The organism is Actinomadura sp. NPDC049753 (assembly GCF_040674655.1).
GTDB classification, from domain to species: Bacteria; Actinomycetota; Actinomycetes; order Streptosporangiales; family Streptosporangiaceae; genus Spirillospora; species Spirillospora verrucosospora.
The window spans coordinates 1-24,254 of record NZ_JBFARL010000127.1 but is presented as its reverse complement, the minus strand read 5'-3'; the positions used below and the strand labels follow the sequence as shown (position 1 = coordinate 24,254).

The window sequence follows — 24,254 nt, the reverse complement described above, 5'->3', positions numbered from 1 at the left end:
CCCATCCCGAACCCGGAAGTTAAGCCCTTCAGCGCCGATGGTACTGCATGGGAGACCGTGTGGGAGAGTAGGACGCCGCCGGACACATATTGCAGAAAGGCCCCGCCGTTACCGGCGGGGCCTTTCTCATTTGTCGTGGTGGGCGGTCAGACGGGCCGGTGGGCGATCTGGATCAGGTTGCCGCAGGTGTCGTCCAGGACGGCCGTGACCACCGGTCCCATCTCGACGGGCTCCTGGGTGAAGCGGACTCCGAGACCGCGCAGCCGGTCGTACTCGGCCTTGACGTTGTCGACTTCGAACGAGGCGAACGGGATGCCGTCGGCGACGAGCGCTTCCTTGAACGGCTTCACCGCGGGGTGGCTGCTGGGTTCGAGGAGCAGATTCGGGCCGTCCGGGTCCTTCGGGGACACCACCGTCAGCCACCGGTCCTCGCCGAGGGGGATGTCGTGCTTCTTCTCGAACCCCAGTATGTCGGTGTAGAACCTGAGGGCCCTTTCCTGATCGTCCACGAACACGCTCGTCAGTCTGATTCTCATCTCGGTTCCCTTTCGGCCTTCATTCGGTGCGCCGTCACGGACGCTCGGGCCCCGTGGTCCTGCGGAGCCACCGTTCGACGATGTATTGGAGCGGGCCGGTGTTGATGTAGTGGAACTTGTACCGGCCCTCACGTCTGGTCTCGACCAGGCCGGCGGCCTCAAGGACGTCGAGATGCTGCGAGATCGCCTGCCGTGACGAGCCGAGCCCGTGCGTGGTCGTCAGGCGGCCGCAGATCTCGAAGAGAGTCTGGCCGTTCTGGCGGGTCAGCTCGTCGAGGATGGTGCGCCGCGTGGGGTCGGCCAACGCCTTGAACATGTCTCCCACTCACCCAACGTTAGGCAAGTCGACGCTTGCCTGTCAAGATCGACCGCGGGTGGCTCGGCTACGAGGAGGCTCGTTGCCTTCCGGAGCTGCTCGCGTCGGCGGTCGGACCGTGGGGTGTCGACCGGAGGAGCAGCGGTAGGGCGCTGGCGGTCAGGCAGATGAGACCGGCCGCCAGGGTGGCCGCATGCAGGCCGCCCAGGGTGGCGTGCAACGCGTCCGTCGTGGGCGAGAGCGCACCCGTGCGGGCCGTGACGACGGCCGCCAGGCCGGCGGTGCCGATGCCCCCGAGGAACTGCGGCAGTTGTGACAGGCCGCCTGCGGCACCCTGCTCGTCGTCCCGTAGACCGGACGTCATGGCGGTGATGAAGGAGACGACCGTCAGGACATGGCCGAAGCCCATGGCACCGGACGTGGTGAGCAGGAGAGGGAGTCCGCCCTCCACAGGCAGGAGGGTCATCGCGCCTGTGCCGAGGCCCTGCACGGCGAGGCCGAGGCTCATGGCGCGTGTCCCGCCCAGCGCTGCGATCAGGCGGACGGCCAGCAGGCCCGCGACGAGAGCCGCGATGCCCTCCGCAAGGAAGCCGGCGCCCGTGGCGAGAGCCGAGTAGCCGAGGACGTCCTGCATGTAGAGGCTGAGAAGGACCGTCGCGCCGCCGCACATGCCGAGGGTGACGAAGCCGACGAGGCCGCCCCACTTCACCGTCGGCCTGTTCAGCAGGCCCAGCGGAATCAGCGGGGCCGGGTGCCGCTGCTCCACCAGGAGGAAAGCGCTCAGGCAGAGCACGGCCAGGGAGAGGGACCCAAGCGTCGGCGGGCTCACCCACCCTGCGTCCGGGCCCGTCGAGATGCCGTAGACCAGAGCGAACAGGCCGACACTCGCCAGTACGGCACCGGGAACGTCCAGGCGGGCCATGGCGCGGGGGCCGGTGTCTCGCGGCAGAGTGGTCGTGCCGAGCAGCAGCAGGCCGCTGATGGCGGCGAGGAGCAGCATGGTCCAGCGCCAGTTCAGCCCGCTGGTGATGACGCCGCCGCCCAGGGTGCCGAGGACGAATCCCAGCGACAGCACCGCGCCGTTGACGCCCAGCGCCCGCGTCCGGCGAGGTCCTTCGGGGAAGGCCGCCGTCAACAGCGCGACGGCCGTTGGCATGACCATCGCCGCGGACGCGCCCTGGCCCGCGCGGGCGGCGATCAGCGGTGCGGGCGCGCTCGCCAGTGCCGCCGCCAGGGAGAAGCCGCCGAACAGGACGACTCCGAGGATGAACAGCCGGCGGCGCCCGACGATGTCGGAGACGCGGCCGAACAGGGGCAGCAGGCTCGCGGTCGGCAGCAGGCTTGCCGTCGCGACCCACTGCAGCGAACCGGTGGTCGCGAAGCCCAGGTCGCGTCCTATCTCCGGGAGGGCCACGGTGACGACGGAGTAGTCCAGCCCCGTCATGAACGTGGCGCCGCACAGGGTGACCAGGGTCAGCCATTCGCGGCGGTCGAGTGCGCTGGAGCGCGCGTGCCGGATCGAATCGTCCGTCATGTTCGCCTTTCATGATGTGTCGTGCCGGGGCGCAGGACGGCGTCCCGGCACGGCCCACCCTGCGGCGAACCGCGAGCGCTACCCAGCCCCTCGCTGAGAGCACCCCTGCGGTGCCTACACCTGGCAGGTGCAGGCGAAAGAAGGCGGAGGCGAGCATGCTGGACGGCATGGAGCAGCGATCTGAGCTCGGCGAGTTCCTGCGCAGCCGTCGCGCACGGCTCCGTCCCGAGGACGTCGGTCTGCCCGACTACGGCGGGCGGCGGCGCGTGCCCGGGCTGCGCCGCGAAGAGCTGGCGCAGCTCGCGGGCGTCAGCGCCGGGTACTACACACGCCTGGAGCAGGGCCAGAGCCCCAACGCCTCGGAGGCCGTCCTCGACGCGATCGCCCGAGTGCTGGAGCTGGACGAGACGGAGCACGCCTACCTGCGGAGCCTCGCCCGCCAGAAGACCGCACCCCGCAGGCGCCCGCGGCCAGAGCGGCTGCGCCCCGCCGTCCGGCTCATGCTCGGCGCGTTCGGCGACACCCCGGCGCTGATCATGGGCCGCCGCTACGACGTGCTCGCCTGGAACCGCGCCGCCCACGCGCTGCTCGCCGGACACCTCCCCTTCGAGGCGCCCGACCAGCCCCGTGGACGCCCCAACATCGCCCGCCTCGTCTTCCTGGATCCGCACACGCGCGAGCTGTACGCCGACTGGCGGACCAAGGCCCGGGACACGGTCGCGGACGTCCGGATGACCTCTGTCCGCTACCCCCATGACGCGGAGCTGACCGGCCTCATCGGCGAGCTCGCCGTGCACAGCCCCGAGTTCGCGTCATTGTGGGCGGCGCATCCGGTTCAGGACTGCGCCGTCCGGTACGTCCGCGAGTTCAGGCATCCGCTGGTGGGGGCGATGACGCTGAACAACGAGATCATGGAGCTGTCCAACGACGAGGGCCAGCGCATGGCGGTGTTCACCGCCGACCCGGACACCCCTTCGGCCGCGGCCCTGAGCCTGATCACGGGCCTCGCCGGTGAGCAGGCCGATCCGCACGCCGGCGCGCTCAGGACCACTTCGGAGCGGGCGCGCCCGGCGTAGCGGTTCCAAGGCCGCCGGGCCGACGGCCCGCTAAGGCGGCCCCGCCGGCATGGCGGCTCTTCGGGTCATGCCTTTGGCCATCCCCGTCTGGCCGTCCCGCGGGCCGGATGCCCGCACGCACCGGGAACGCCTGGCCGGAACGGTTGAAGAGCGAGCCGCGTCCCATCGTCGGCGAAGGACAGATGAGGAGATCGCACATGCAGAACGCGTGGGACCAGCCCCCCCGCCATCGTCCGTGTGGCGGGGGACTTCGACGTCTACCCGCTCTACGACTCGGTGGAGCAGGCTCTCACCGCAGCCCAGCAGGACCGGCCGACCTGATGAGCGGTCAGGCCAGCGCGTTGAAGACCGCTTCGGAGCGGTCGCGCTTGGCGTAGAGGTCCCAGGCGGTGTCGGCGATGTCGTCGGGAGCGAGGGTGCCGACGGGGAGGCCGTCCAGCCCGTCCATCTGGGACGTGATCATGCGGTGGATGTCGCCGCGTTCGATGAGGCCGCCGATCGTCAGGGTTCCGGCGTAGATCCCCTTCTCGGTCAGGGCCGCGTTGAGGGTCAGGGCGTAGTTCCGCAGGGCCGCCGAGGAGAGCGCGAGGCCGCCGAGCATGGGCATCGGGACGACCGCGCTGAGGCCGCCCGCGAACAGCAGCCCGCCGTCACCGCGCTCCAGCATTCCGGGCAGGAGGGCGCCCACCACGTCGATCGCGGGATACACCGAGCTCATCGCCTCCTGGGCGGCCGGCACGTCCGTCGAGGTGATGGGAACGGGCCGGGCGTCCAGATCCGCCGCGCCGGGGCCGTAGTAGACGACGTCGACGCGGCCGATCGCGTCGAGCGCGGCGAGCAGCGCGTCGCGGTCGCGGACGTCCGCCGCGATGGCCGTGGCCTCGACGCCCTCGGCCTCCAGCGCCGCGACGTAGCCGGGGTGGCGCGCCCCGTTCCTGGACATGAGGACGATCTTGTGGCCTTCGCGGCCGAAGCGGTGGGCGACGGACATGCCGAGACCCGGTCCGGCCCCGATGACGACGGTCGTGGAAGACATGCGCAACTCCCGTAAGTTGAGGATCACCTCAATTTAACATGGAACTTGAGGGTTTCCTCAACTTCGTAGGATGGAGGCATGGCCGGGAAGAGCAGGCCGCTTCGGGCGGACGCCGCACGCAATCGGGACAAGCTGGTGGCCGCCGCCGCGGCCGTGTTCGGGGAACGCGGCCTGGACGCGCCGCTGGAAGAGGTCGCGCGGAGGGCGGGCGTGAGCATCGGCACGCTCTACAACCACTTCCCCGCGCGCGAGAACCTCTTCGACGCCATCTTCCCCGCCCGCCTGGCCGCGCTGGACGAGATCGTCGAGCGGTCCCTGGCCGATCCCGATCCATGGAGCGGGTTCGTCGCCTACATCGAGGGGCTCTTCGCGCTGCAGGCCGAGGACCGCGGGCTCAACGACGCGCTCGCCCGGCGCTTCCCGCTCGCCTCCGAGCTGAACACCGCCTGCCATCGGGGATTCGAGCACCTGGTGACGATCATGGCCCGGGCCAAGGAAGCCGGTGGCCTGCGCCCCGACTTCGAGCCGCAGGACGTCGTGACCCTGATGTGGGCGATGTCGCAGGTGATCCGGGAGTCGGCGGACGTCGCGCCCGACGCCTGGCGGCGCTGCCTCGGGTTCTTCCTCGACGGGCTGCGCCCCGAGGCCGCGCGGCCGCTCCCCGTCCCGGCGCTGACCCCCGAGCAGATCACCCGTTTCATGGCTTGAGCCGGTGCGCCGGAGGCCGCCCTGTGCGCGCCGCGACGGGGATGCCCGGGCGCGGGCCCGTCCCGTCCTCGCTCACAGGCCCCTCGCGCCGTCGATGCGTTCGCGGAGCAGGTCGGCGTGACCGTTGTGCCGTGCGTACTCCTCGATCATGTGGATGAGCACCCAGCGCAGGGAGACCCGCCCGCGCCAGGCGTCGCGGCCCTCGACGTCGAGGTGCGGCGCCTCGGCGGTGTAGGCGTCGGCGAAGGCCACCTCCTCCCGCCAGGCGCGCCAGGCGCCCGCGATGACCTCGGGGTCCGGGACGGCGCCGTCGAAATCGCCGTCGGGGTCCTCGGCGGACGAGAAGCGGGCGGGCGCGTCCCGGCCGGCCAGGACCGTCCTGAACCAGCGGCGCTCCATGTCGGCGAGATGCCGGACCAGGCCGAGCAGCGACAGCGTGGACGGCTCCGCCGACCGCCGGGCCAGCTCGGCGTTCAGGCCGGCGCACTTCACTTCCAGGGTCGACCGCTGCGCGGCGAGGACGCCGGTGAGCAACGCCCGCTCGTTCCCGACGGCGGGGAAGGCGAATCGGCCGTCCTCCTCGTCACCGAAGATCTCGCTTCTCCTGCGGCGGGGCGTGTCGTCCATCTTCTGCCTTTCTGAGGGAGGGGAGCAGGGCAAGGTGCCGGGGAAGCCCTCGGTGGCGGGAACGAGGTGCCCGGCGTCGTACAGACCATGTCATCGGGTGGCGCGGACTTGTGAGGCGGCGGAGGCGAGCCGGCGTTCGGCGATCTCCCGGGCGGCCCGCAGCGGGGTGACGCCGGTCGTGCGGGCCAGGCCGAGAACATGGCTGACGGTGTCGCCGATACCTTCCACCCTCTTCTGGGCGGCCTCGTGGCTGCGATTCTCCGATTCCCGGCTGAGGGCGTAGACGATGCCCCCGGCACTGGCGACGTAGTCCGGGACCCAGACGATGCCGTGCTCCGCGAGGGTGTCGGCGACGGATTCTTCGGTGAGCTGGTTGTTCGCCGGGCCGACGACCAGGGGCGCGGTGAGACGGGGGACGGTCGCCTCATCGAGGACGCCGCCGACGGCCGCCGGGACGAGGATGTCGGCCGGCGCGTACAGGGCCTGATCGGGTTCGACCCATCCGTAGCCGCACGCCAGGGCGGCGTTCTTGCGGGACCGCTCCACGTCCGACACCACGATGTGCGCGCCTTCGGCGGCCAGGCCGGCGGCGATGCCGCTGCCGACCGACCCGAATCCGCTGATCACCACGGTGCGGCCCGCGCAGGAGACGTCGCCGAACACGTGACGGGCGCCGGCGTGCAGGGCGGCCAGGACTCCCGCGGCGGTGGGGCCGCCGGAATCGCCCGTCCCGCCGTCCTTCTCGGGCGCGCAGTAAGCGTACGGCGAGAAGCGCCGCAGGACTGTCATGTCCTCTGGGCCGGTGCCGACGTCGGGGCCGGTCCGGTAGGAGCCCTGGAAGGAGCCGACCAGCTCGCCCAGGTCCTGGAGCACGGCTTCGCGCAGGTCCCCGGTGAGTTCGGTCTCCCGGTCGAGGACGATCACGCTCTTGCCGCCCCCGAAGTCCAGACCGGCCACCGCGGCCTTGTAGGTCATGGCCTCCGAGAGGCGCAGGGCGTCGGTCAGTCCGTCCTGCCAGGTGTCGTAGCGGCGCAGCCGGCAGCCGCCCACCGCCGGGCCCAGAACACGGGAGTGGACGGCGACGATCAGCGGCAGCCGGGAGCGGCGTCCGCACCGGATGACGACCTCTTCGTGGGTGAATGCTCGGCTCATGGCCCGAAGCTAGAGTGTTGTGCGGCTCAATTGGCTGTACGCCGAACTAAATTCGGAACGGCGTCGAGGAGGCAAGCGTGGACGAACTTGATACGGCGATCGTGCATCATCTGCAGGCCGATGGTCGGCAGTCGAACCGCGCCCTCGCCGAGAAACTCGGCATCGCGCCCTCCACCTGCCTCGAACGCACCAGGCTTCTGCACAAGCGCGGCATCATCCGGGGATACCGGGCCCAGGTGTCGCTGCCCGCGCTCAACCGCTCGGTCCAGGCGATGGTGTTCACCCAGGTCCGGCCTCTGCGCCGAGACGTCGTCGGCGCCTTCGAACGGTCGGTGACCCGGCTGCCGGAAGTCGTCTCCGTCTACACGATGGCCGGCAGCGACGACTTCCTCGTCCACGTCACGGCCCAGGACATCGACCATCTGCACGCGTTCCTCCTGGACCAGTTCACCAACCGCCGGGAGATCGTCAGCTTCCGCACCTCGATCATCTACCAGCACCTCACCAACCCGGTGCTCGACCCTCTGCCGCCACGGCAGAGCAGCACGCGGGAGACCCTGCCGCCCTTCGAACCGCCGGTCTCCCGGCCGTGAGCCGCAAGGACGGGACGCCGTCTCCGGGCGTCAGTTCTCCAGGTCGTTCAGGAGGGCCTGCATCGCGTCCAGTTCGTCCTCGGTGAAGACGTGAATGCCGGAGCGGCGCAGGAGTGCGGTCGTCACGCCGGAACCGGGGACGGACGCGCCGGTGAAGGTGCCGTCGTAGACGCGGTGGCCGCCGCAGGACGGGCTGCCCTCCTTGAGCAGGGCGAGGCGGGCGCCGGCGCGCCGCGCGGTCTCCAGGGCCAGGCGGGCGCCGCGGAGGAACTCGCCGGTGACGTCCGCGCCGCCGCCGGTGACGACGCGGGCCGTGCCGTCGAGGACGTCGCCGCCGTCCCCGCCGACGATCTCGGCGGCCGGGCGGGGGACGGGCAGGCCGCCCGACACCTCGGGGCAGAACGGGACGAGGCGGCCCTCGGCGCGCCAGCGTTCGAAGAGGCCGCCGGCCACCGGCTTGGCCGCCCCGTCGTAGCGGACGGGCCGCCCGGCAAGGCACGAGCTGACCAGGATGCGTTCCACGCCGCCCAGCCTATGCGGGACACGCCCCGCAGCCCTCGCGGAAGTCGGAGCGTCGCAGCGGTGCGAGCGGCACGCCTTCGACCCGCGACCACTCGAAGACGTCGCAGGTCGAAGGAGAGGCGGGTGGCCGTCCTACTGGCCGGCGCGGATGCGGTTGACGGCGATCTGGGCGACGCGGACGGCCGCGCCCGGGTTGAGGCGGACGCCGCGCCAGGCGAGGCGGCCGTGGGCGGGCGCGACGATGAGGGCCTGGTTCTTGGCGACGCCGCGCATGATGTCGCGGGCGAGCTTCTCCGCCGTGTAGAGGCGCGGGGCCGCCTTCGCGATGTCGCCGGTGGCGTCGCCGCTCAGCGGGGTCTCGGGCAGGTCGGGGTTGACGTTGTGCAGCAGCGGGGTGTCCACGAAGCTCGGGCACACCACGCTGACCTTGACGCCGCGTCCGGCGGCCTCGGCGCGCAGGCCGAGGGAGAGGCCGACGACGGCGTGCTTGGTGGCGGTGTAGGGGATGCCGATCGGCATCGGGACGAGCCCGGCGAGCGAGGCGGTGTTGACGATGTGGCCGCGGCCCTGCTCCAGCATGATCGGGTAGGCGGCGTGGACGCCGTGCACGACGCCCTTGAGGTTGATGTCGATGGCGCGGTTCCAGTGGTCGAGGGTGAGCTCCTCGGCCAGCCCGCCGACCGCGATGCCCGCGTTGTTGAACACCAGGTCGAGGCGCCCGTGGTCGGCCTTGACGCCCTTGTAGAGGTCGGTGACGGCGTCGGCGTCGGTGACGTCGAGGGCTGCGGAGGCGGCCTTGCCCTTGCCGAGGGTGTTCAGCTTGTCGACGACCCGCGCGGCGCCCTCGGCGTTGATGTCGGTGACCACGACGGTGTCGCCGCGCGCCACCAGGGACGTGGCGATCGCACGGCCGATGCCGGACGCTCCTCCGGTCACGATCGCGATGCTCATTGCGCGCTCCGCTCGGTCGACAGCGGGCCCGGGCTCGGGGGTGGAGCGAGCCCGGACCGCACTGGCTAATTGGATCTTCTGTTCAATTGCGTGGATTCTAGGCGGCGGTGCGGGCCGCCGGTACTCACCGGGACGACAAACTCGCCGCCGCCGGCTCGTCCTCGCGCTCGCTCTGGAGGCCGCCCGGGCCGGGGCGGCGGGTCAGGCGGCCCTGGCCGGCTCGACGGCGCGGCGCTGCTTGGGCTCGTCCCAGATGCCGAAGGCCTTCCAGACCTGCTTGTTCACCGGCGTGACGACGCCGAGCTCGGCCATCAGGTCGCGGATCTTGCCGACCGAGTTGGCGATCTCCGCCTGTGCCGCGTCGTTCTTGTAGGCGGCGCGGACGACGTCCTTCGGGATGCCGAAGTGCCGCACCATCGGCCCGGGCGGGGACAGCATGATCCGCGCCATCACGCCGAGGACGACGGGCGTCGCGATGCCGAGGATCCGGCGGCGGAACGGGTGCATGTTCGGGACCCGGTGCTTGAGGTAGTGCCGGGCGAACGAGATGTGCCGGGCCTCCTCCGCGATGTGGATCTTCATGATGGTCTCCTCCAGGGGGTGCTTGATGTGCCCGCCCTTGAGGGACTTGCGCTGGACGTAGTCGATGGGGTCCTCGCCGCCGAGCACGAAGACGAAGAACATCTCGGTGCTGACCAGCGGGATCCACGGGGCCGCCTGCGCGATGAGGTTGAGCGCGCGCGGCATGCCGCGGATCGGCATCTTCGTCCGGTTCACGAACTCCTGGAACATCATGCCGTGATGACATTCCTCGGTCGTCTCGTGGTAGACGTACCGGAACTCGGGCCGGCCGTTCGGCAGCCGGTAGGCGTAGTTGAGCAGCCCGCGCTTCAGCAGGTTCTCGAACTGCAGCCCGATCTTCATCGCGGTGGCGACGCGCCAGAGGCCGATCTGCGACCGGATCTCCTGGGGCTGCGACTGGTACCACTCCGTCTCCCCGAGCCGGTCGAACGGCGGCAGCACCCAGCGCGGGTCGTTCTTGTCGACGAGGAACTCGGGGTCGTCCCAGGGGATGTCGGCGTAGGCCTCCCAGTGCTTCTCGACCGAGGCCTTGTTCAGGCGGTCGATGACGCCGAGGTACGACTTCTTGTCCTTGACCTGCTCGCGGACCTCGTCGGCGAGTTCGGTGGGGGCTTTCGGCATGGGGGACGCTCCCTCGGGGTGGTGCGGTCGGCCGGGGCCGATGTGTGACGGGTCGTGGCTAGGGGCCGGTGCGGGGCCGGGCCTCCGCCTGGCCCCGCTCGGGGACGATCAGCTGCGCGACGTCCTTGACCTGGCGCAGCACCGCGGCCTGGTGGCCGTCGGCGTCGTCGTCCAGCGCGTTCTGGATGGACAGCCCGACGAACATGGCGAACAGGGTGCGCAGCGTCGTCGAGACGAAGTCGGGGGCAAGGGTGTTGTCGGGGAACAGGCGCTCGAAGGTCTCCGTGATGACCTGGAGGATCCGCTCGTTCAGGTCGCGGCACAGCGGCCGCAGCTCGTCATCGGTGCGGGCCGCCACCGCCAGCTCCATGAGGGCCTTGGCCGGACGGCCGCGGAACACCTCCCAGAGCAGGTCGAGCGCCCCCGACACGTTGCGCCGCTCCGCCGGCAGCACCGCGAAGGCCGTCTCGTAGGCCAGGCGCTGCGCCTCCAGCAGGTGCTCCAGCGCCGCCGCGACGAGGACCATCTTCGTCGGGTAGTGGTGCTGCTGGGCGCCGCGCGAGACGCCGGCGCGGCGCGCCACCTCCGTGGTGGACGTCCCGGCCCAGCCGAGGTCCACCAGGCACTCCGTGGTGGCCTCCAGGAGCCTGGCCTGCGTGCGCGACCGGCGCTCCTCCTGCGTACGCCGCCCGGGGGAGGCGAGCCGGTGACGTCTGCGGCTGCTTACTGACACGCTCCCGACGGTACGAGCGCGACATACATGCAATCAAGCCTGCATGTATGTTGCCCGCATCACAATTGGACGCCCCGTCTTATTGATCTTCGCCGTGGGCCGCGTACCGCGCCGGACGTACCCCGCGGCCGGCGGGGGCCTCCCCGAGGAGCAGGCACAGTGCATCTCCTGGCCCGACGACGGGCCCCATGGCGTGAGGCCACGATCCCGGTCATGGGAAACGCAGCGGAAGCAAGGCGATCGATCGCCGAGGACGCCGGCGCGGGCGGCGCCCGCACGGTGGGCCTCGGCAAGGTGTACGGGTCCGGCGCCATGGCGGTGCGGGCGCTCGACGACGTCAGCGTGGAGTTCCCGGCCGGGCGGTTCACCGCGATCATGGGTCCGTCCGGGGCCGGGAAGTCCACGCTCATGCACTGCGTCGCGGGCCTGGAGGACGCGACGTCCGGCAAGGTCTACGTCGGCGGCCAGGAGCTCGGAGCGCTGTCGGACCGCCGCCTGACCCGGCTCAGGCGCGAGCGGATCGGGTTCGTCTTCCAGGCGTTCAACCTGCTCCCCACGCTGACGGCGCGCGACAACATCCTCCTGCCGCTGACCCTCGCGGGGGCGGGCCCGGAGCGGGAGTGGCTGGACACGGTCGTCCGCGTCCTGAAGCTCGGGGACCGGCTGTCGCACCGTCCGTCGGAGATGTCGGGCGGGCAGCAGCAGCGGGTGGCGCTGGCGCGCGCCCTGGTCACGCGCCCGCAGATCGTGTTCGCGGACGAGCCGACCGGCAACCTCGACTCCCGCACCGGCACCGAGGTGCTCGCGCTGCTGCGCGACGCCGTGGACCACCTGGGCCAGACCGTGGCGATGGTGACCCACGACCCGGTCGCCGCCGGGCACGCCGACGCGGTGGTGTTCCTCGCCGACGGCCGGGTCGTGGACGTCATGGACGCCCCCACCCCCGACCGCGTGCTCGACCGCATGCGAGGGCTGGGGGACCACCGATGACCGGGCTCGTCCTCAAGGAGCTGAGGGGACGCAAGCGCCGCCTGGCCGGCTCCCTGGTGGCGGTCTTCCTCGGCGTGACGTTCCTGACCGGGACGCTCGTTCTGGGCGACACCCTCGCGGCGAGCATCGACGGGTACGTCTCCAGCGCGTACGGCGACACGGACGTGGTCGTCAGGAACTCGACCAGGGTGAGCGACGCGCCGTGGGGCGCGCGGGGGCAGATCGACGCGTCCGTCCTGGACAGGGTGCGCAGGGTGCGGGGCGTCGCCAACGCCGAGCCGACCATCGAGGGGTCGGGGCAGCTGCTCGCCAAGGACGGCACGGTGATCCAGTCGCGCGGCCCCCGGACGGCGGGCAACTGGAAGACCGATCCGAAGCTCAACCCTTACCGGCTCGCCGAAGGGCGGGCGCCCCGCGCGCCGGACGAGGTCGTCATCGACAGGATGTTCGCCGACGAGGGCCGCCTGAAGGTCGGGGACCGCACAGCGGTCCTCACGCCGGAGAAGGTCCCGGTGACCGTCGTCGGCATCAGCATGTTCGGCGACGAGGAGGCCTTCGGCGAGACGTCGTTCACGGCGTTCTCCCTCGAAGGCGCTCGCAGGCACGTCGCGAAGGGCACCGACCGCATCAGCGGCGTCTCCGTCCGCGCGCAGGACGGCGTCGACCAGGCGGAACTGGCGTCCCGCGTGCGGGCGGCGCTGCCCGCGGGGGTCCAGGCGCTCACGAAGAAGGCGCAGGTCGAGGAGGGTATGAGCCTCGTCCAGAACGGCTTCCTGCGCGTGTTCCGGACGGTCCTGGCCGCGTTCGGCGGGGTGGCCCTGCTGGTCGCGGCGTTCAGCATCCACAACACGTTCGCGATCACGATGGCGCAGCGGACCCGCGAGTCGGCCCTGCTGCGCGCGCTCGGCGCCGGGCGCCGCCAGGTCGTCACCATCGTCGGCTTCGAGGCGCTGGTGATCGGCGCCGCCGCGACCCTCGCCGGGCTCGCCGGCGGGCTCGGGTTCGCCGCCCTGCTGCGGGAGCTGTTCATCCGCTTCCGCATCGGGATCGCGCTGGAGGGCCTCACCGTCGCCGCCACCACGATCATGATCGCGGTTCCGGTCGGCCTGCTGGTCACGCTGGCCGCCGCGCTCGGCCCGGCGCTGAAGGCGTCGCGGGTGCCGCCGCTGGCCGCGCTGCGCGAGGTCTCGGCCGAGGCGTCCCGGCCGTCGGAGACCCGCCTCATCGTCGGCGGCGTCTTCGCGGCGGTGGCCGTCGGGACCGTCGCGTTCGGCGCGGCCACCGGGCAGACGGCGATGACGGCCGCGGGCGCGGTCGTGACCGTCGTGTCGATGGTCGTGCTCGGCCCCGTCGCCGCCCGCCCCGTCGCGGCGCTGCTCGGCGGGCCCGCGGCGCGGCTGCGCGGCGTGCCCGGCAGGCTCGCGCGCGACAACGCCACGCGCAGCCCGGCGCGCACGGCCGGCGCGGCGACCGCGCTGATGATCGGCGTCGGGGTCGTCACGCTGATGACGGTGTTCCTCGGATCGCTGCGCGCCTCCCTGGAGGACGGCGTGGCCGGGTCGTTCAACGGCCCGATCGTCGTGGACGCGGGCACCAACGAGACCGGCGGCTTCGCCACCTCGCTCGTTCGGGAAGCGGCGAAACTGCCGCAGGTGGGCGAGGTCGCCGGGATGGGCACGGGCAGCATGCGGGTGAACGGCGCGCCGTCCACCGTCAGTGTCGCAGACCCCTCCAGTCTGCGTCGTGTCCTCGACCTGGACGTCACCCAAGGCGGCCTCAACGACGCCGGTACGTTCGCCGTCTCGAAGAAGGCCGCGGACGACAACGGCTGGCGCGTGGGTACCGCGGTCGGCGTGACGTTCGCGGACGGCACCTCGCAGAAGCTCACCGTGGGCGCCGTCTACGGCAACCCCGATCTGACCGGCGACTACCTCGTCCCGCGGTCGGTGTGGGACGCGCACACCAGGCAGCCGCTGGACACCAGGGCGTTCGTCGAGCTGAAGCCCGGCGCGTCGGTCGCGTCCGCGCGGCAGGCCCTCACCGCGCTGGCCAAGCCGTACGGGGCGCCCGAGGTGGAGTCGCGGGACGAGTTCGTGGCGGCGCAGACCGAGGAGATGGCCGGTTTCATCAGCGTCGTCTACGGGATGCTGATCCTGGCCATCGTCGTCGCGCTGCTCGGCATCGCCAACACGCTGTCGCTGGCCGTCCACGAGCGGACCCGCGAACTCGGCCTGCTCCGCGCGGTCGGCGCGACGCGCCCGCAGATCCGGTCGATGGTGCGCTGGGAATCGGTCATCGTGGCGCTGTTCGGCACCGGCGGCGGGCTCGTCCTCGGCGTGTTCCTGGGCTGGGGCCTCGGCACCGCCCTCGGCAACCCTTTCGCGCCTCCCGTCGCGCAGGTCGCGGTCATCGCCGTGGTCGGCGCGGTCGCCGGGGCGCTCGCCGCGATCCGTCCCGCCCGGCGCGCGGCGCGGCTGGCGATCCTGTCCGCCATCGCCGCCCCGTGACATCGCCGCCCCGTGACATCGCCGCCCGTGACGCGCTCGTTCCCCCGGCGCCACGCCGGGGGATCGGGGCGTCCTCCCAGGTCGCGAGGCCGTTGCGGGGCGGGCCGCGTGTCGCGGGCGCACCGTGGCTAAGGTAAGTCCATGCAGGTCAACCAGTCGGGCAAGCTGACCAACGTCTGTTACGACATCCGCGGGCCGGTCCTCAAGCGCGCCAAGCAGCTGGAGAACGAGGGAAGCAAGATCCTCAAGCTGCACATCGGCAACCCGGCCCCCTTCGGGTTCGAGGCCCCGCCCGAACTCCTCCAGGACATGATCCGCAACCTGCCGGAGGCGCACGGCTACAGCGACTCCAAGGGCATCCTCCCCGCCCGCCGCGCCATCGTGCAGCGCTTCGAGGACAGCGGCGTCGCGGGCGTCGACGTCGAGGACGTCTACCTCGGCAACGGCGTCTCCGAGCTCATCGTCATGACGCTGCAGGCGCTGCTCAACGACGGCGACGAGGTCCTCATCCCGACGCCCGACTACCCGCTGTGGACGGCGTCGGTGTCGCTGTGCGGGGGCACCCCCGTCCACTACCTGTGCGACGAGGACGACGGGTGGCAGCCGAGCCTGGACGACATCGAGTCCAAGATCGGCGACCGCACCCGCGCGCTGGTGATCATCAACCCGAACAACCCGACCGGCGCCGTCTACTCCCGCGAGGTGCTCTCGCGCATCGTCGAGGTCGCCCGCCGCCGCAACCTGATCATCTTCGCGGACGAGATCTACGACCGGATCCTCTACGACGACGCCGAGCACGTCCCGATCGCGTCCCTGGCCCCCGACCTGCTGTGCCTCACCTTCGGCGGCCTGTCGAAGAACTACCGCGTCGCCGGGTTCCGCTCGGGATGGGTGGTGCTGTCCGGGCCGAAGGAGCACGCCGAGTCCTACATCGAGGGCCTCGACATCCTCGCCAACATGCGGCTGTGCCCGAACGTTCCGGGGCAGCACGCCATCCAGGCCGCGCTCGGCGGCTACCAGAGCATCGACGACCTCGTCCTGCCGACCGGACGCCTCGGCGAGCAGCGCGACCGCGCCTGGAAACTCCTCAACGACCTGCCGGGCGTCAGCTGCGTCAAGCCCACGGGCGCCCTCTACGTCTTCCCGCGCCTGGACCCGGAGATGTACCCGATCGAGGACGACATGCGCTTCGCCCTCGACCTGCTGGAGCAGCAGAAGCTGCTCATCGTCCAGGGGACGGGGTTCAACTGGCCGTCCACCGACCACTTCCGCATCGTCACCCTCCAGTACGCCGACGACCTGGAGGACGCCGTCGGGCGCATCGGCGAGTTCCTCTCCGCCTACCGCGGCTAGGACGGCGCCGCGGCGGCGTCCAGCCGGCGGAGGGCGCCGCGGACGACGGCGGGGTCCGTGGTCGCCCAGAACGGCGGCAGCGAGTTCTTGAGGAAGCCGCCGTAGCGGGCCGTGGCGAGCCGCGGGTCGAGGACGGCGACCACGCCGCGGTCGTCCATCGAGCGCAGCAGCCGGCCCGCGCCCTGCGCGAGCAGCAGCGCCGCGTGCGTCGCCGCGACCGCCATGAACCCGTTGCCGCCGCGCGCCGCGACGGCCCGGGACCGCGCCGACGACACCGGGTCGTCCGGGCGCGGGAACGGGATGCGGTCCATGATGACGAGCTGCAGCGAGGGGCCGGGGACGTCCACGCCCTGCCAGAGCGACAGGGTGCCGAACAGGCAGGTGCGCTCGTCCTCGGCGAACTGCTTCACCAGCAGGGACGTGGAGTCTTCGCCCTGGCACAGCAGCGGGTGGGACAGGTGGTCCTTCAGCTCGTCGGCGGCCTGGCGCGCGGCGCGCATCGAGGAGAACAGGCCGAGCGTCCGCCCGCCCGCCGCCTCGATCAGCTCGGTGATCTCGGTGAGGTAGGCGTCGGCGAGGCCGTCCCGCCCCGGCTGCGGCAGATGCCGCGCGACGTAGAGGATGCCCGCCTTCGGATGGTCGAACGGCGAACCGACGTCGAGCCCCGACCAGACGACCTCGGTCTCCTCGCCCTTCTCCGTCGCGGTCCTCGCGAGGCCCTCGGCGGCGGTCCTGGCGTCCTTCGGGCCGCCCTCGTCCAGCGGCGGCAGCCCCCACTGGCGGGCGAGCGGCTCGAACGACCCGCCCAGCGTGAGCGTCGCCGACGTGAGGATCGCGGTGCGCTGCTCGAACAGCGTCGTGCGCAACAGCCCGCCGACACCGATCGGCGCCACGTGCAGCGCCGGCGGCCGCTTCGGCCGCCCTTCCTGGACGAACGGCTTCTCCAGCCACACCACGTCGAAGCGCTGCGCCATCTCGGGCTGGAACGCCTCCAGGATCCGCACGGCCGTGTCGTGCAGCTCCTCCAGCGAGGACCGCGCCGCCTTCCGCGCGGCCATGTCACCGGGGTCGGCGTCCTTCTTCTCCGGCCCGAGCGCCGTGACGCAGGCGTGCGCGGCGTCCCGGACGGACGCCAGCGTGTTGCCCAGGCCGCCGGGCAGGACGTCCATCCGGCCCGCGGGCATCTCCTCCAGCAGAAGGCCGAGCCCTTCGGCGGCCTCCTTGAGCCGGTCGGCGAGGTGCTCCTCGGTCAGCCGCCCGCACCGCCGCGCGGCCGTCTCCACACCGGCGGCGCTCAGATCCCCGGTCGCGACCGAGGTGACCCGGTCGACCAGCTCGTGGGCCTCGTCGACGATCACCACGTCGTGCTCGGGCAGGACCTGGAACTCCTCCAGGGCGTCGATGGCCAGCAGCGCGTGGTTGGTGACGACGATGTGCGCCTCGCCGGCCTCAGCCCGCGCCAGCTCGGCGAAGCACTCGCTCCCCTGCGGGCACCGCTGCGCGCCCAGGCACTCCTTCGCCGTCACGGCGACCTGCCGCCACGCCTGCTCGCCCACCCCCGGCACCAGCTCGTCGCGGTCGCCGGTCTTGGTCTCCTCCGCCCACTCGTTCAGCCGCTTGACCTGCCGTCCGAGCGAGGACAGCTGCTGCGGGTCGAACAGGCTCGGCCCCTCGTCCTCCTCCTCGGGCACGCCCGTCTGCACCCGGTGCAGGCACAGGTAGTTGCGGCGCCCCTTGAGGATCGCGAACTTCAGCTCCGTACCGAGCAGCGGGCCGAGGGCCTCCGCGAGCCGCGGCAGGTCGCGGTCGACGAGCTGGCGCTGCAACGCGATCGTCGCCGTGGACACCACCACGGTCGTCTTGTCCTTGACGGCGTGGCGGATCGCGGGAACCAGGTAGGCGAGCGACTTGCCCGTCCCCGTGCCGGCCTGCGAAGCGACGTGCTCTCCGGAGTCGATGGCCTTCTCGACGGCCCGCGCCATCGCCACCTGCCCGGGGCGCTCGGCGCCCCCGACGGACGCGACGGCCGCGGCGAGCAGGGTCGCCATGTCCGGAATCTGGGTCTCGCTGCCGGTCAGCAGATCAGGGGCGGGCACGTCGCCCAACGCTACCGCCCGCGGCCGACACCCGCGTCCCGTCCCGCCCGACCGCGTCCCGAATCACCCGTGAGTTATCCACAGTTCCGAGAGCCGCGGCGGCGCCTCCGCCGCCCCTGAAACCCTCGGCGCATGACATCACTGGTGATCCGCTCGGCCCAGGACGCCATCGCGGCCGTGCCCTACCTGCTCGGCTTCCACCCCTCGCGCAGCCTCGTCGTCATCGGCTTCGAGGGACGATCCGGCGCCACATGCGCGATCCGGCTCGACTTACCGGCGCCGGGCGCCGCCGACCGCGTCGCCGCCGTCCTGGCCGGCAACGGCTTCGCCCGCTCGCTCCTGCTCGGGTACGGTCCGCCGGGCGAGGTGGCGGAGTCCGCCCGGCCCATGCGCGCGGCCCTGGCCGCCGCGGGCGTCCCCGTCGCCGAGGCCATCCGCGTCGCCGACGGCCGCTGGTGGTCGCTCACCTGCGACGACGTCTGCTGCCCGCCCGAAGGCACCCCGTACGACATCTACGCCAGCGCCGTCGCCGCCGAGGCGACCTTCGGAGGCCACGTGGCGCTGGCCGACCGCGCCGAGCTGGTCGCCTCCGTCCGGCCGCCCGAGGGCCCCGCCCGCGCCGCGATGCGCCGCGCCGCCGAACGCGCCGAGCGGCGCTACCTGGCCCGCCGGCCCTCGTCCGCCGAAGACGACCTCGCCTTCGTCCTCGCGCTGACCGCCCGCGCCCGCACCGGCTCCCGCCCGACCGACGACGAGGTCGCCTGGCTCGGCCTCCTCCTCACCGACCTGCGCGTCCGCGACGAGACCTGGACCCGCCTCGACGAGGACGCCCCGGCCGCCGACATCGCCTTCTGGCGCGACATCGTCCGCCGCGTCGACCCCCCCGCGTCCCGGCGCCCGCGTCCCTGCTGGCGTTCGCCGCCTACTCCGCCGGCGACGGCGGCCTGGCCAACGTCGCCCTGCAACGCGCCCTGGACGCCGACCCCGCCTACTCCATGGCCGTCATCCTCCGCGAAGTGGTCAACGCAGGCATAGCACCCGCAAGACTCCGCATGCGCACACCCGATTCCCCCAACCAGCAGAAAGCCTGCTGACATGCACGCGGGCAGCTCTTCGCGTCCCCTTCCCGGAAAGGTCAGGGAAGGCCCGCCTTCCCGCCGCCGCGCCAGCCGCGCCGATGTGGGGCGACGCCTGCGCGCCGGACCGCGGTGTCTCCGACTGCCTTGCCCCGTGCAGCGACGCAGGACTTCACCACCGCCGGAAAGGATTCCGACCCGGCCCTTGCCGTGGCCACTAGCCCGCGATGGGCCTCGCTGGCCCGACCGCAGCTGAGTGCGCGGCGTTCGGGGCGGGGTCAGGAGGAGACGGCCTGGCCGGGGGTGCCGGGGTCGATGCGGCGGTCGCGGTTGCGGTCGTTCCAGGCGCGCATGCGGGGCGGGTAGCCGACGATCTGGACGTCGTAGACGGGCAGGCCGAGGTCGCGGGCCACCTTGCCGATGACCTTGGGGGAGCCGACGCGGCGGCGGGTCCACTCACCGTCGTGGGCTACGGCGACGGCCGTGGTGTCGGTGGCGTACGTCTCGGGCTCGACGAAGAACTCGACGCCGCGGCGGGCGCGGGCGAAGGCGATCAGCGCCTCGATGTCGGAGTCCGTCGCCTCCCTGTCGAGCTTGGTCACCGTGGACCCGCGGTGCCTGCGGATCCCGAACCGATCCCGGAACCTCATCCCTCACCCCGTCGTTCGGTCCCGTCCGGAGGAGCTCCGGAGCGGGCTTGCGGTGTACGTCGATAACGAGACCGGCGGCGCGCCGGTTCCCGACACAGCGGCGACGACCCCGGCGGGCCGGGGGGCCGCGCCCTAGACTGGCGCCTTCGGGGGATCATCACACGGGGGTGTCGATGGACGGGCCGAACCATGTTCGGCGGGTGGCCGGAGCCGTGCTCGCGGTCGCGGTGTTCGGGCTCCTGAGCACCCTCACCCCGGCCCAGGGCCAGGTGGGGCCCATCGCGCGCGCCGAGCCCGCCAGGGCGAAGCCCCCGCCGCGACCGGCCGCGCCACCGAAGCCGCCGCCGCCCGACTGCGCCCGGGCCAAGTGCCTGGCGCTGACGTTCGACGACGGGCCCGCCGAGAGCACCGCGGAGCTGCTGGACATCCTCGCCGCCCGCAAGGTCCGGGCGACGTTCTTCATCGTGGGGGAGAACGCGGCGAAGCATCCGGAGCTCGTGCGGCGCGAGCTGGAGGCGGGCCACGAGATCGCCGACCACAGCTACACGCACGCCGACCTCGGGCGGGCGTCCCACAGGAAGATCATGGACGAGCTGACCCGGACGCAGGACGCGATCCGGCGGGCGTCCGGGGTCACGCCCACCCTGCTCAGGCCGCCCTACGGGTCGACCTCCGGGCGGCTGACGAAGATCACGCGAGAGCTGGGGATGGCGCAGGTGCTGTGGACGGTCGACCCCCTCGACTGGGAGCACCGCGACACCGCCTACGTCGAGAAGCGGGTGCTGAAGGCGGCGCGGCCCGGCTACATCGTGCTGATGCACGACATCCATCCGACGAGCGTGAAGGCCGTCCCGACGATCATCGACCGGCTGGCGGCCGAGGGGTACGTGTTCGTCACGGTGCCCGAGCTGTTCGGCGGGCGCCTGACACCCGGGAAGGAGTACGTCCAGCGGAATTCAGGGGATCCTCAGGGTCTTCCCTGATGGCCCCGCGGCGGGGCCGCGCGGAGCATGGGCGTATGAACAGCAGCTACGCGGTGGGGGATCTGCGGGTCTCGGACGCCGAGCGGGAACCGGTCATCCAGCGGCTACAGGACGCCTACGCCGACGGGCGGCTCGACGAGGACGAGTTCGACCTGCGCGTTCAGCTGGCGATGACGGCCAAGACGCGCAACGACCTCGGCTCCGTCCTCCTCGACCTGGTGCCCGTCCCAGCGCGGCCCGTGGCGGCCGAGGGCGAGGCCGCCACGGGCGAGGACCGGATGCTGGCCGCCGCCGCGCACGCGGTCGCCGTCCCCACGCTGTTCGTCGGCCCGCTCGTGCTGATGCTGCTGAGCGGCAAGCGGTCGCCCTACGTCCGGCGGCAGGCGGCGGAGGCCGTGAACTTCCAGGTGACGCTGCTGCTGCTCACGATCGTCACCTTCGGCGTCGGCGGGGTCGTGTACGCGGTGGCGTGGGTGCTGTCGGCGATCGCGGCCGTCTTCGCGCTGACCGGCCAGTCGTTCCGCTACCCGTGGATCCTGCGCCTGGTGAAGTGACGCGGGGCGCGCGAGCCTGGCGTTGAACGCGGCTCGGGTTTGTCGGAGTACCCCTCCGGGGAAGGTTGACGTGGTCGCGTCGAGCGCGACCGGCCGCCTCCAGGAGATGGAACGACGCCTATGCGCACGCCCGTGGGTTTATTCCCCTCTCTGCCTGTGACTCCTTTAACGTCCGAGTTATGTGGACCATGCATGGGATGATCGATTAACTATGCGAGGGAGGGGTAGATGACGGAGCTTGCGATCAAGGGCGATCACCAGCGGGCGGTGGAGGCGCTCAGGAGGTCCTACCAGGCCATTCCGGACGGCACGCCGGTGCGGCTGGCCAAGCGGACCTCGAACCTGTTCCGGTGGCGCGACCCCTCGGCGGCGCCCGGCCTGGACGTCTCCGGCTTCGACAAGGTGCTGAGCGTCGACCCGGACGAGCGGACCGCGCAGGTCCAGGGCATGACCACCTACGAGGACCTGGTCGACGCGACGCTGCCGCACGGTCTGATGCCGACGGTCGTCCCCCAGCTGAAGACGATCACGCTGGGCGGGGCGGTGACCGGGCTCGGCATCGAGTCGACGTCGTTCCGCGACGGGCTGCCGCACGAGGGCGTCCTGGAGCTGGAGGTCCTCACCGGCGACGGGCAGGTCGTCACGGCGACGCGCGACAACGAGCACAAGGACCTGTTCTACGGTTTCCCGAACTCCTACGGGACGCTCGGCTACAGCCTCCGGTTGAAGATCGAGCTGCGGCCCGTCCGGCCCTACGTCCGGCTGCGGCACCTGCGGTTCACCGACGCGGCGGAGCTCGCCCGCGTCCTGGGGGAGATCACCGAGTCCGGGACGTTCGAGGACGAGACCGTCGACTTCATGGACGGGACGGTCTTCGGCGCGGACGAGCAGTACATCACGCTCGGCTTCTTCGCCGACTCCGCGCCCTACACCTCCGACTACACCGGCCAGAAGATCTACTACAGGTCGATCCAGCAGCGGTCGGTCGACTTCCTCACGATCCGCGACTACATCTGGCGCTGGGACACCGACTGGTTCTGGTGCTCGGGCGCGTTCGGCGTGCAGAACCCGACCGTCCGGCGGCTGTGGCCCGACAAGTTCAAGCGCTCCGACGTGTACCGCAAGCTGGTCGCCTACGACCGCCGGTACCACATCGTCGCGCGCGCGGAGCGGTGGCGGGGGCTGCGGCCGCGCGAGGACGTCATCCAGGACATCGAGGTGCCGGTCGAGCGGCTTCCGGAGTTCCTGGAGTTCTTCCACGACAAGGTGGGCATGAGCCCGATCTGGCTGTGCCCGCTGCGTGCGAAGGAGCGGTGGCCGCTGTACCCGCTCGACGTGGGCCGCCCCTACGTGAACGCCGGTTTCTGGGGGACGGTGCGGATCCCGCCGGGGCAGATCCCCGAGTACCACAACCGGCTCATCGAGCGTAAGGTCGCCGCCCTCGACGGCCACAAGTCCCTGTACTCGACGGCCTTCTACGGCCGGGACGAGTTCTGGCGGTACTACGACGGGGAGACCTACCGGCGGCTCAAGGGGGTCTATGATCCGCGCGGGCGGCTGCTGGACCTCTACGACAAGTGCGTGCGCGGACGCTGACCAGGCGCCCGCAGTTCGGGGGAGCCCCGCGCGGGAGGCGGCCCGACCGCCGCCGCCCGGGCCGGGGCGGAGAGACAGGAGGAACCACAATGACGCTGGCCAGGGTCTTCGAGCAGCTCGCCGGGGCTGAGGCGCCAGTGGAGTTCACGGCCTACGACGGATCTCGGGCGGGGGTGCCCGGCGCCGACATCCGTTTCGACGTGCGCTCACCGTACGCGGTCTCGTACCTGCTGCACTCGCCTGGCGCGCTCGGGCTCGCCCGCGCCTACGTCACCGGCATGATCGACGTCGACGGCGACATGATCACGGCGCTGACCACGATGCAGCAGGTGCTCAGCGACGTGACGCCGCGCGACAAGGCGAGGATCGCCGGCGGGGTCCTGGGCGATCCGCTGCTGCGCGCGGCGGCGTCGCGCCGGCTGGACCCGCCGCCGCAGGAGGCGCCGTTCAGCCGCATCCCGTCGTGGCTCCGGCACTCCAAGAAGCGGGACGCGCGGGCCATCTCCCACCACTACGACGTGTCCAACACTTTCTACGAGTGGGTGCTCGGCCCGTCGATGGCCTACACCTGCGCGTGCTACCCGCATGAGGGCGCCACGCTGGAAGAGGCGCAGTTCAACAAGCACGACCTGGTGGCCAAGAAGCTCGGGCTGAAGCCGGGGATGCGGCTGCTGGACGTCGGCTGCGGCTGGGGCGGCATGGTGATGCACGCCGCGAAGGAGTACGGGGTCAAGGCGCTCGGCGTCACGCTGTCCAAGCAGCAGGCCGAGTGGGCGCAGAAGGCGATCGCCGACCGGGGCCTGTCCGACCTCGCGGAGGTCCGGCACATGGACTACCGCGACGTGGCCGAGACCGGCTTCGACGCGGTCAGCTCCATCGGCCTGACCGAGCACATCGGGAAGAAGAACCTTCCGGCCTACTTCTCCTTCCTCCACGGGAAGCTGAAGAAGGGCGGGCGGATGCTGAACCACACCATCACGCGTCCGGACAACACGTCTCCGTCCCGCAAGGAGAACGGGTTCATCAACCGGTACGTGTTCCCGGACGGCGAGCTGGAGGGCCCGGGCTACGTCCAGAGCCAGATGAACGACGCGGGGTTCGAGATCCGGCACCAGGAGAACCTGCGCGAGCACTACGCGCGCACGCTCACCGGCTGGTGCGAGAACCTCGACGCGCACTGGGACGAGGCCGTCGCCGAGGTCGGTGAGGGAACCGCCCGCGTGTGGCGCGTCTACATGGCGGGCTGCGTGCTCGGCTTCAACCAGAACTGGATCCAGCTGCACCAGACGCTCGGCGTGAAGCTGGAGGACGACGGCACGAGCCGCATGCCGCTGCGACCCGACTGGGGATCGTGACGACGGCCGCTTCAGACGGCGACGGGCCGACCGGTGCCGTCCGGTGGGCCCCGCGCCGGTTGGGGGCCGGCAGGCCCGCGCCGTGTCCCCGGCGGGCGGATGGTCGT

Annotated in this window: 23 protein-coding genes and 1 rRNA gene; 12 read left to right on the top strand and 12 right to left on the bottom strand. The window is 71.8% G+C overall.

Features of this window, described 5'->3' with window-relative positions:
• Positions 1-84, top strand: a 5S ribosomal RNA gene (gene rrf / locus AB0K37_RS27540); the annotation flags it as partial.
• Positions 85-146: 62 nt separating this feature from the next.
• On the opposite strand, the gene AB0K37_RS27535 is transcribed toward rrf, so the two are convergent.
• From AB0K37_RS27535 to AB0K37_RS27525, 3 genes are read right to left on the bottom strand one after another with little or no spacing between them, the layout of a single operon-like run.
• Positions 147-536, bottom strand: a complete 390-nt coding sequence (locus AB0K37_RS27535; RefSeq protein ID WP_363985912.1) for a VOC family protein — start codon at positions 534-536, stop codon at positions 147-149.
• Positions 537-570: 34 nt separating this feature from the next.
• Entirely contained in the window at positions 571-861 is a 291-nt protein-coding gene (locus AB0K37_RS27530) for a metalloregulator ArsR/SmtB family transcription factor (protein WP_363985910.1), read from the bottom strand.
• A gap of 58 nt (positions 862-919) precedes the next feature.
• Positions 920-2,386, bottom strand: a complete 1,467-nt coding sequence (locus tag AB0K37_RS27525) for an MFS transporter (RefSeq protein ID WP_363985908.1) — start codon at positions 2,384-2,386, stop codon at positions 920-922.
• 167 nt (positions 2,387-2,553) lie between these two features.
• Here AB0K37_RS27525 and AB0K37_RS27520 point away from each other — a divergent pair, with 167 nt between their 5' ends.
• Positions 2,554-3,462, top strand: a complete 909-nt coding sequence (locus tag AB0K37_RS27520) for a helix-turn-helix transcriptional regulator (protein WP_363985906.1) — start codon at positions 2,554-2,556, stop codon at positions 3,460-3,462.
• Positions 3,463-3,790: 328 nt separating this feature from the next.
• On the opposite strand, the gene AB0K37_RS27515 is transcribed toward AB0K37_RS27520, so the two are convergent.
• On the bottom strand, positions 3,791-4,498 hold the full coding sequence (locus AB0K37_RS27515; protein ID WP_363985904.1) for an SDR family NAD(P)-dependent oxidoreductase: 708 nt from the start codon (positions 4,496-4,498) through the stop codon (positions 3,791-3,793).
• 78 nt (positions 4,499-4,576) lie between these two features.
• Here AB0K37_RS27515 and AB0K37_RS27510 point away from each other — a divergent pair, with 78 nt between their 5' ends.
• Positions 4,577-5,206, top strand: coding sequence for a helix-turn-helix domain-containing protein (locus tag AB0K37_RS27510; protein WP_363985902.1), 630 nt, complete (start codon positions 4,577-4,579; stop codon positions 5,204-5,206).
• 72 nt (positions 5,207-5,278) lie between these two features.
• Here AB0K37_RS27510 and AB0K37_RS27505 read toward each other — a convergent pair whose 3' ends face one another.
• Positions 5,279-5,833, bottom strand: coding sequence for a DinB family protein (locus tag AB0K37_RS27505; RefSeq protein ID WP_363985900.1), 555 nt, complete (start codon positions 5,831-5,833; stop codon positions 5,279-5,281).
• 90 nt (positions 5,834-5,923) lie between these two features.
• Complete coding sequence (locus tag AB0K37_RS27500; protein ID WP_363985898.1) at positions 5,924-6,985, bottom strand: Glu/Leu/Phe/Val dehydrogenase dimerization domain-containing protein; 1,062 nt, start codon at positions 6,983-6,985, stop codon at positions 5,924-5,926.
• A gap of 77 nt (positions 6,986-7,062) precedes the next feature.
• Between AB0K37_RS27500 and AB0K37_RS27495 the strand changes: the two genes are divergently transcribed.
• Positions 7,063-7,578 (top strand): Lrp/AsnC family transcriptional regulator, encoded by a 516-nt coding sequence (locus AB0K37_RS27495; protein WP_363985896.1) that lies wholly within the window; start codon positions 7,063-7,065, stop codon positions 7,576-7,578.
• 30 nt (positions 7,579-7,608) lie between these two features.
• On the opposite strand, the gene AB0K37_RS27490 is transcribed toward AB0K37_RS27495, so the two are convergent.
• From AB0K37_RS27490 to AB0K37_RS27475, 4 genes are all read right to left on the bottom strand, one after another.
• Positions 7,609-8,100, bottom strand: a complete 492-nt coding sequence (locus AB0K37_RS27490) for a DUF523 domain-containing protein (RefSeq protein WP_363985894.1) — start codon at positions 8,098-8,100, stop codon at positions 7,609-7,611.
• Between the two features lie 132 nt (positions 8,101-8,232).
• Positions 8,233-9,051: an SDR family oxidoreductase gene (locus AB0K37_RS27485; protein ID WP_363985892.1), complete on the bottom strand. Its 819-nt coding sequence runs from the start codon at positions 9,049-9,051 to the stop codon at positions 8,233-8,235.
• A 201-nt stretch (positions 9,052-9,252) separates the two neighbouring features.
• Positions 9,253-10,254: a diiron oxygenase gene (locus AB0K37_RS27480; RefSeq protein WP_363985890.1), complete on the bottom strand. Its 1,002-nt coding sequence runs from the start codon at positions 10,252-10,254 to the stop codon at positions 9,253-9,255.
• 58 nt (positions 10,255-10,312) lie between these two features.
• Positions 10,313-10,987, bottom strand: a complete 675-nt coding sequence (locus AB0K37_RS27475; protein ID WP_363985888.1) for a TetR/AcrR family transcriptional regulator — start codon at positions 10,985-10,987, stop codon at positions 10,313-10,315.
• A gap of 213 nt (positions 10,988-11,200) precedes the next feature.
• Between AB0K37_RS27475 and AB0K37_RS27470 the strand changes: the two genes are divergently transcribed.
• The 3 genes from AB0K37_RS27470 to AB0K37_RS27460 all read left to right on the top strand — a co-directional run bounded on the left by AB0K37_RS27470 (position 11,201) and on the right by AB0K37_RS27460 (position 15,837).
• Positions 11,201-11,977: an ABC transporter ATP-binding protein gene (locus AB0K37_RS27470; RefSeq protein ID WP_363985886.1), complete on the top strand. Its 777-nt coding sequence runs from the start codon at positions 11,201-11,203 to the stop codon at positions 11,975-11,977.
• Positions 11,974-14,484, top strand: coding sequence for an FtsX-like permease family protein (locus AB0K37_RS27465; RefSeq protein WP_363985884.1), 2,511 nt, complete (start codon positions 11,974-11,976; stop codon positions 14,482-14,484). The genes AB0K37_RS27470 and AB0K37_RS27465 overlap by 4 nt, the downstream gene beginning before the upstream one ends.
• Before the next feature lie 141 nt (positions 14,485-14,625).
• A complete protein-coding gene (locus AB0K37_RS27460; RefSeq protein WP_363985882.1) occupies positions 14,626-15,837 on the top strand; it encodes a pyridoxal phosphate-dependent aminotransferase in 1,212 nt (403 codons plus the stop codon).
• On the opposite strand, the gene AB0K37_RS27455 is transcribed toward AB0K37_RS27460, so the two are convergent.
• Entirely contained in the window at positions 15,834-17,885 is a 2,052-nt protein-coding gene (locus AB0K37_RS27455; RefSeq protein ID WP_363985914.1) for an ATP-dependent DNA helicase, read from the bottom strand. The genes AB0K37_RS27460 and AB0K37_RS27455 overlap by 4 nt on opposite strands.
• Positions 17,886-18,065: 180 nt before the next feature.
• Between AB0K37_RS27455 and AB0K37_RS27450 the strand changes: the two genes are divergently transcribed.
• Positions 18,066-18,968, top strand: coding sequence for a DUF4192 domain-containing protein (locus tag AB0K37_RS27450; protein ID WP_363985880.1), 903 nt, complete (start codon positions 18,066-18,068; stop codon positions 18,966-18,968).
• A gap of 319 nt (positions 18,969-19,287) precedes the next feature.
• On the opposite strand, the gene AB0K37_RS27445 is transcribed toward AB0K37_RS27450, so the two are convergent.
• Positions 19,288-19,659 (bottom strand): hypothetical protein, encoded by a 372-nt coding sequence (locus tag AB0K37_RS27445; protein ID WP_363985878.1) that lies wholly within the window; start codon positions 19,657-19,659, stop codon positions 19,288-19,290.
• A 200-nt stretch (positions 19,660-19,859) separates the two neighbouring features.
• On the opposite strand from AB0K37_RS27445, the gene AB0K37_RS27440 reads away from it, so the two are divergent.
• The 4 genes from AB0K37_RS27440 to AB0K37_RS27425 all read left to right on the top strand — a co-directional run bounded on the left by AB0K37_RS27440 (position 19,860) and on the right by AB0K37_RS27425 (position 24,147).
• Positions 19,860-20,642 carry a polysaccharide deacetylase family protein gene (locus tag AB0K37_RS27440; protein ID WP_363985876.1) on the top strand — a complete coding sequence of 261 codons (783 nt, stop codon included), beginning with the start codon at positions 19,860-19,862 and terminating at the stop codon, positions 20,640-20,642.
• A gap of 35 nt (positions 20,643-20,677) precedes the next feature.
• Positions 20,678-21,196: a DUF1707 and DUF4870 domain-containing protein gene (locus AB0K37_RS27435; protein WP_363985874.1), complete on the top strand. Its 519-nt coding sequence runs from the start codon at positions 20,678-20,680 to the stop codon at positions 21,194-21,196.
• Between the two features lie 228 nt (positions 21,197-21,424).
• Positions 21,425-22,792 carry an FAD-binding oxidoreductase gene (locus AB0K37_RS27430; protein WP_363985872.1) on the top strand — a complete coding sequence of 456 codons (1,368 nt, stop codon included), beginning with the start codon at positions 21,425-21,427 and terminating at the stop codon, positions 22,790-22,792.
• 89 nt (positions 22,793-22,881) lie between these two features.
• Entirely contained in the window at positions 22,882-24,147 is a 1,266-nt protein-coding gene (locus AB0K37_RS27425) for a class I SAM-dependent methyltransferase (protein ID WP_363985870.1), read from the top strand.
• Positions 24,148-24,254 lie beyond the last annotated feature (107 nt).

Excerpts from the sequence above, each read along its gene's own strand:
- AB0K37_RS27535 (WP_363985912.1), bottom strand. The coding sequence starts at position 536 with ATGAGAATCAGACTGACGAGCGTGTTCGTGGACGATCAGGAAAGGGCC.
- AB0K37_RS27525 (WP_363985908.1), bottom strand. The coding sequence starts at position 2,386 with ATGACGGACGATTCGATCCGGCACGCGCGCTCCAGCGCACTCGACCGC.
- AB0K37_RS27520 (WP_363985906.1), top strand. The coding sequence starts at position 2,554 with ATGGAGCAGCGATCTGAGCTCGGCGAGTTCCTGCGCAGCCGTCGCGCA.
- AB0K37_RS27515 (WP_363985904.1), bottom strand. The coding sequence starts at position 4,498 with ATGTCTTCCACGACCGTCGTCATCGGGGCCGGACCGGGTCTCGGCATG.
- AB0K37_RS27510 (WP_363985902.1), top strand. The coding sequence starts at position 4,577 with ATGGCCGGGAAGAGCAGGCCGCTTCGGGCGGACGCCGCACGCAATCGG.
- AB0K37_RS27505 (WP_363985900.1), bottom strand. The coding sequence starts at position 5,833 with ATGGACGACACGCCCCGCCGCAGGAGAAGCGAGATCTTCGGTGACGAG.
- AB0K37_RS27500 (WP_363985898.1), bottom strand. The coding sequence starts at position 6,985 with ATGAGCCGAGCATTCACCCACGAAGAGGTCGTCATCCGGTGCGGACGC.
- AB0K37_RS27485 (WP_363985892.1), bottom strand. The coding sequence starts at position 9,051 with ATGAGCATCGCGATCGTGACCGGAGGAGCGTCCGGCATCGGCCGTGCG.
- AB0K37_RS27480 (WP_363985890.1), bottom strand. The coding sequence starts at position 10,254 with ATGCCGAAAGCCCCCACCGAACTCGCCGACGAGGTCCGCGAGCAGGTC.
- AB0K37_RS27470 (WP_363985886.1), top strand. The coding sequence starts at position 11,201 with ATGGGAAACGCAGCGGAAGCAAGGCGATCGATCGCCGAGGACGCCGGC.
- AB0K37_RS27465 (WP_363985884.1), top strand. The coding sequence starts at position 11,974 with ATGACCGGGCTCGTCCTCAAGGAGCTGAGGGGACGCAAGCGCCGCCTG.
- AB0K37_RS27460 (WP_363985882.1), top strand. The coding sequence starts at position 14,626 with ATGCAGGTCAACCAGTCGGGCAAGCTGACCAACGTCTGTTACGACATC.
- AB0K37_RS27455 (WP_363985914.1), bottom strand. The coding sequence starts at position 17,885 with ATGGCGACCCTGCTCGCCGCGGCCGTCGCGTCCGTCGGGGGCGCCGAG.
- AB0K37_RS27450 (WP_363985880.1), top strand. The coding sequence starts at position 18,066 with ATGACATCACTGGTGATCCGCTCGGCCCAGGACGCCATCGCGGCCGTG.
- AB0K37_RS27445 (WP_363985878.1), bottom strand. The coding sequence starts at position 19,659 with ATGAGGTTCCGGGATCGGTTCGGGATCCGCAGGCACCGCGGGTCCACG.
- AB0K37_RS27435 (WP_363985874.1), top strand. The coding sequence starts at position 20,678 with ATGAACAGCAGCTACGCGGTGGGGGATCTGCGGGTCTCGGACGCCGAG.
- AB0K37_RS27430 (WP_363985872.1), top strand. The coding sequence starts at position 21,425 with ATGACGGAGCTTGCGATCAAGGGCGATCACCAGCGGGCGGTGGAGGCG.
- AB0K37_RS27425 (WP_363985870.1), top strand. The coding sequence starts at position 22,882 with ATGACGCTGGCCAGGGTCTTCGAGCAGCTCGCCGGGGCTGAGGCGCCA.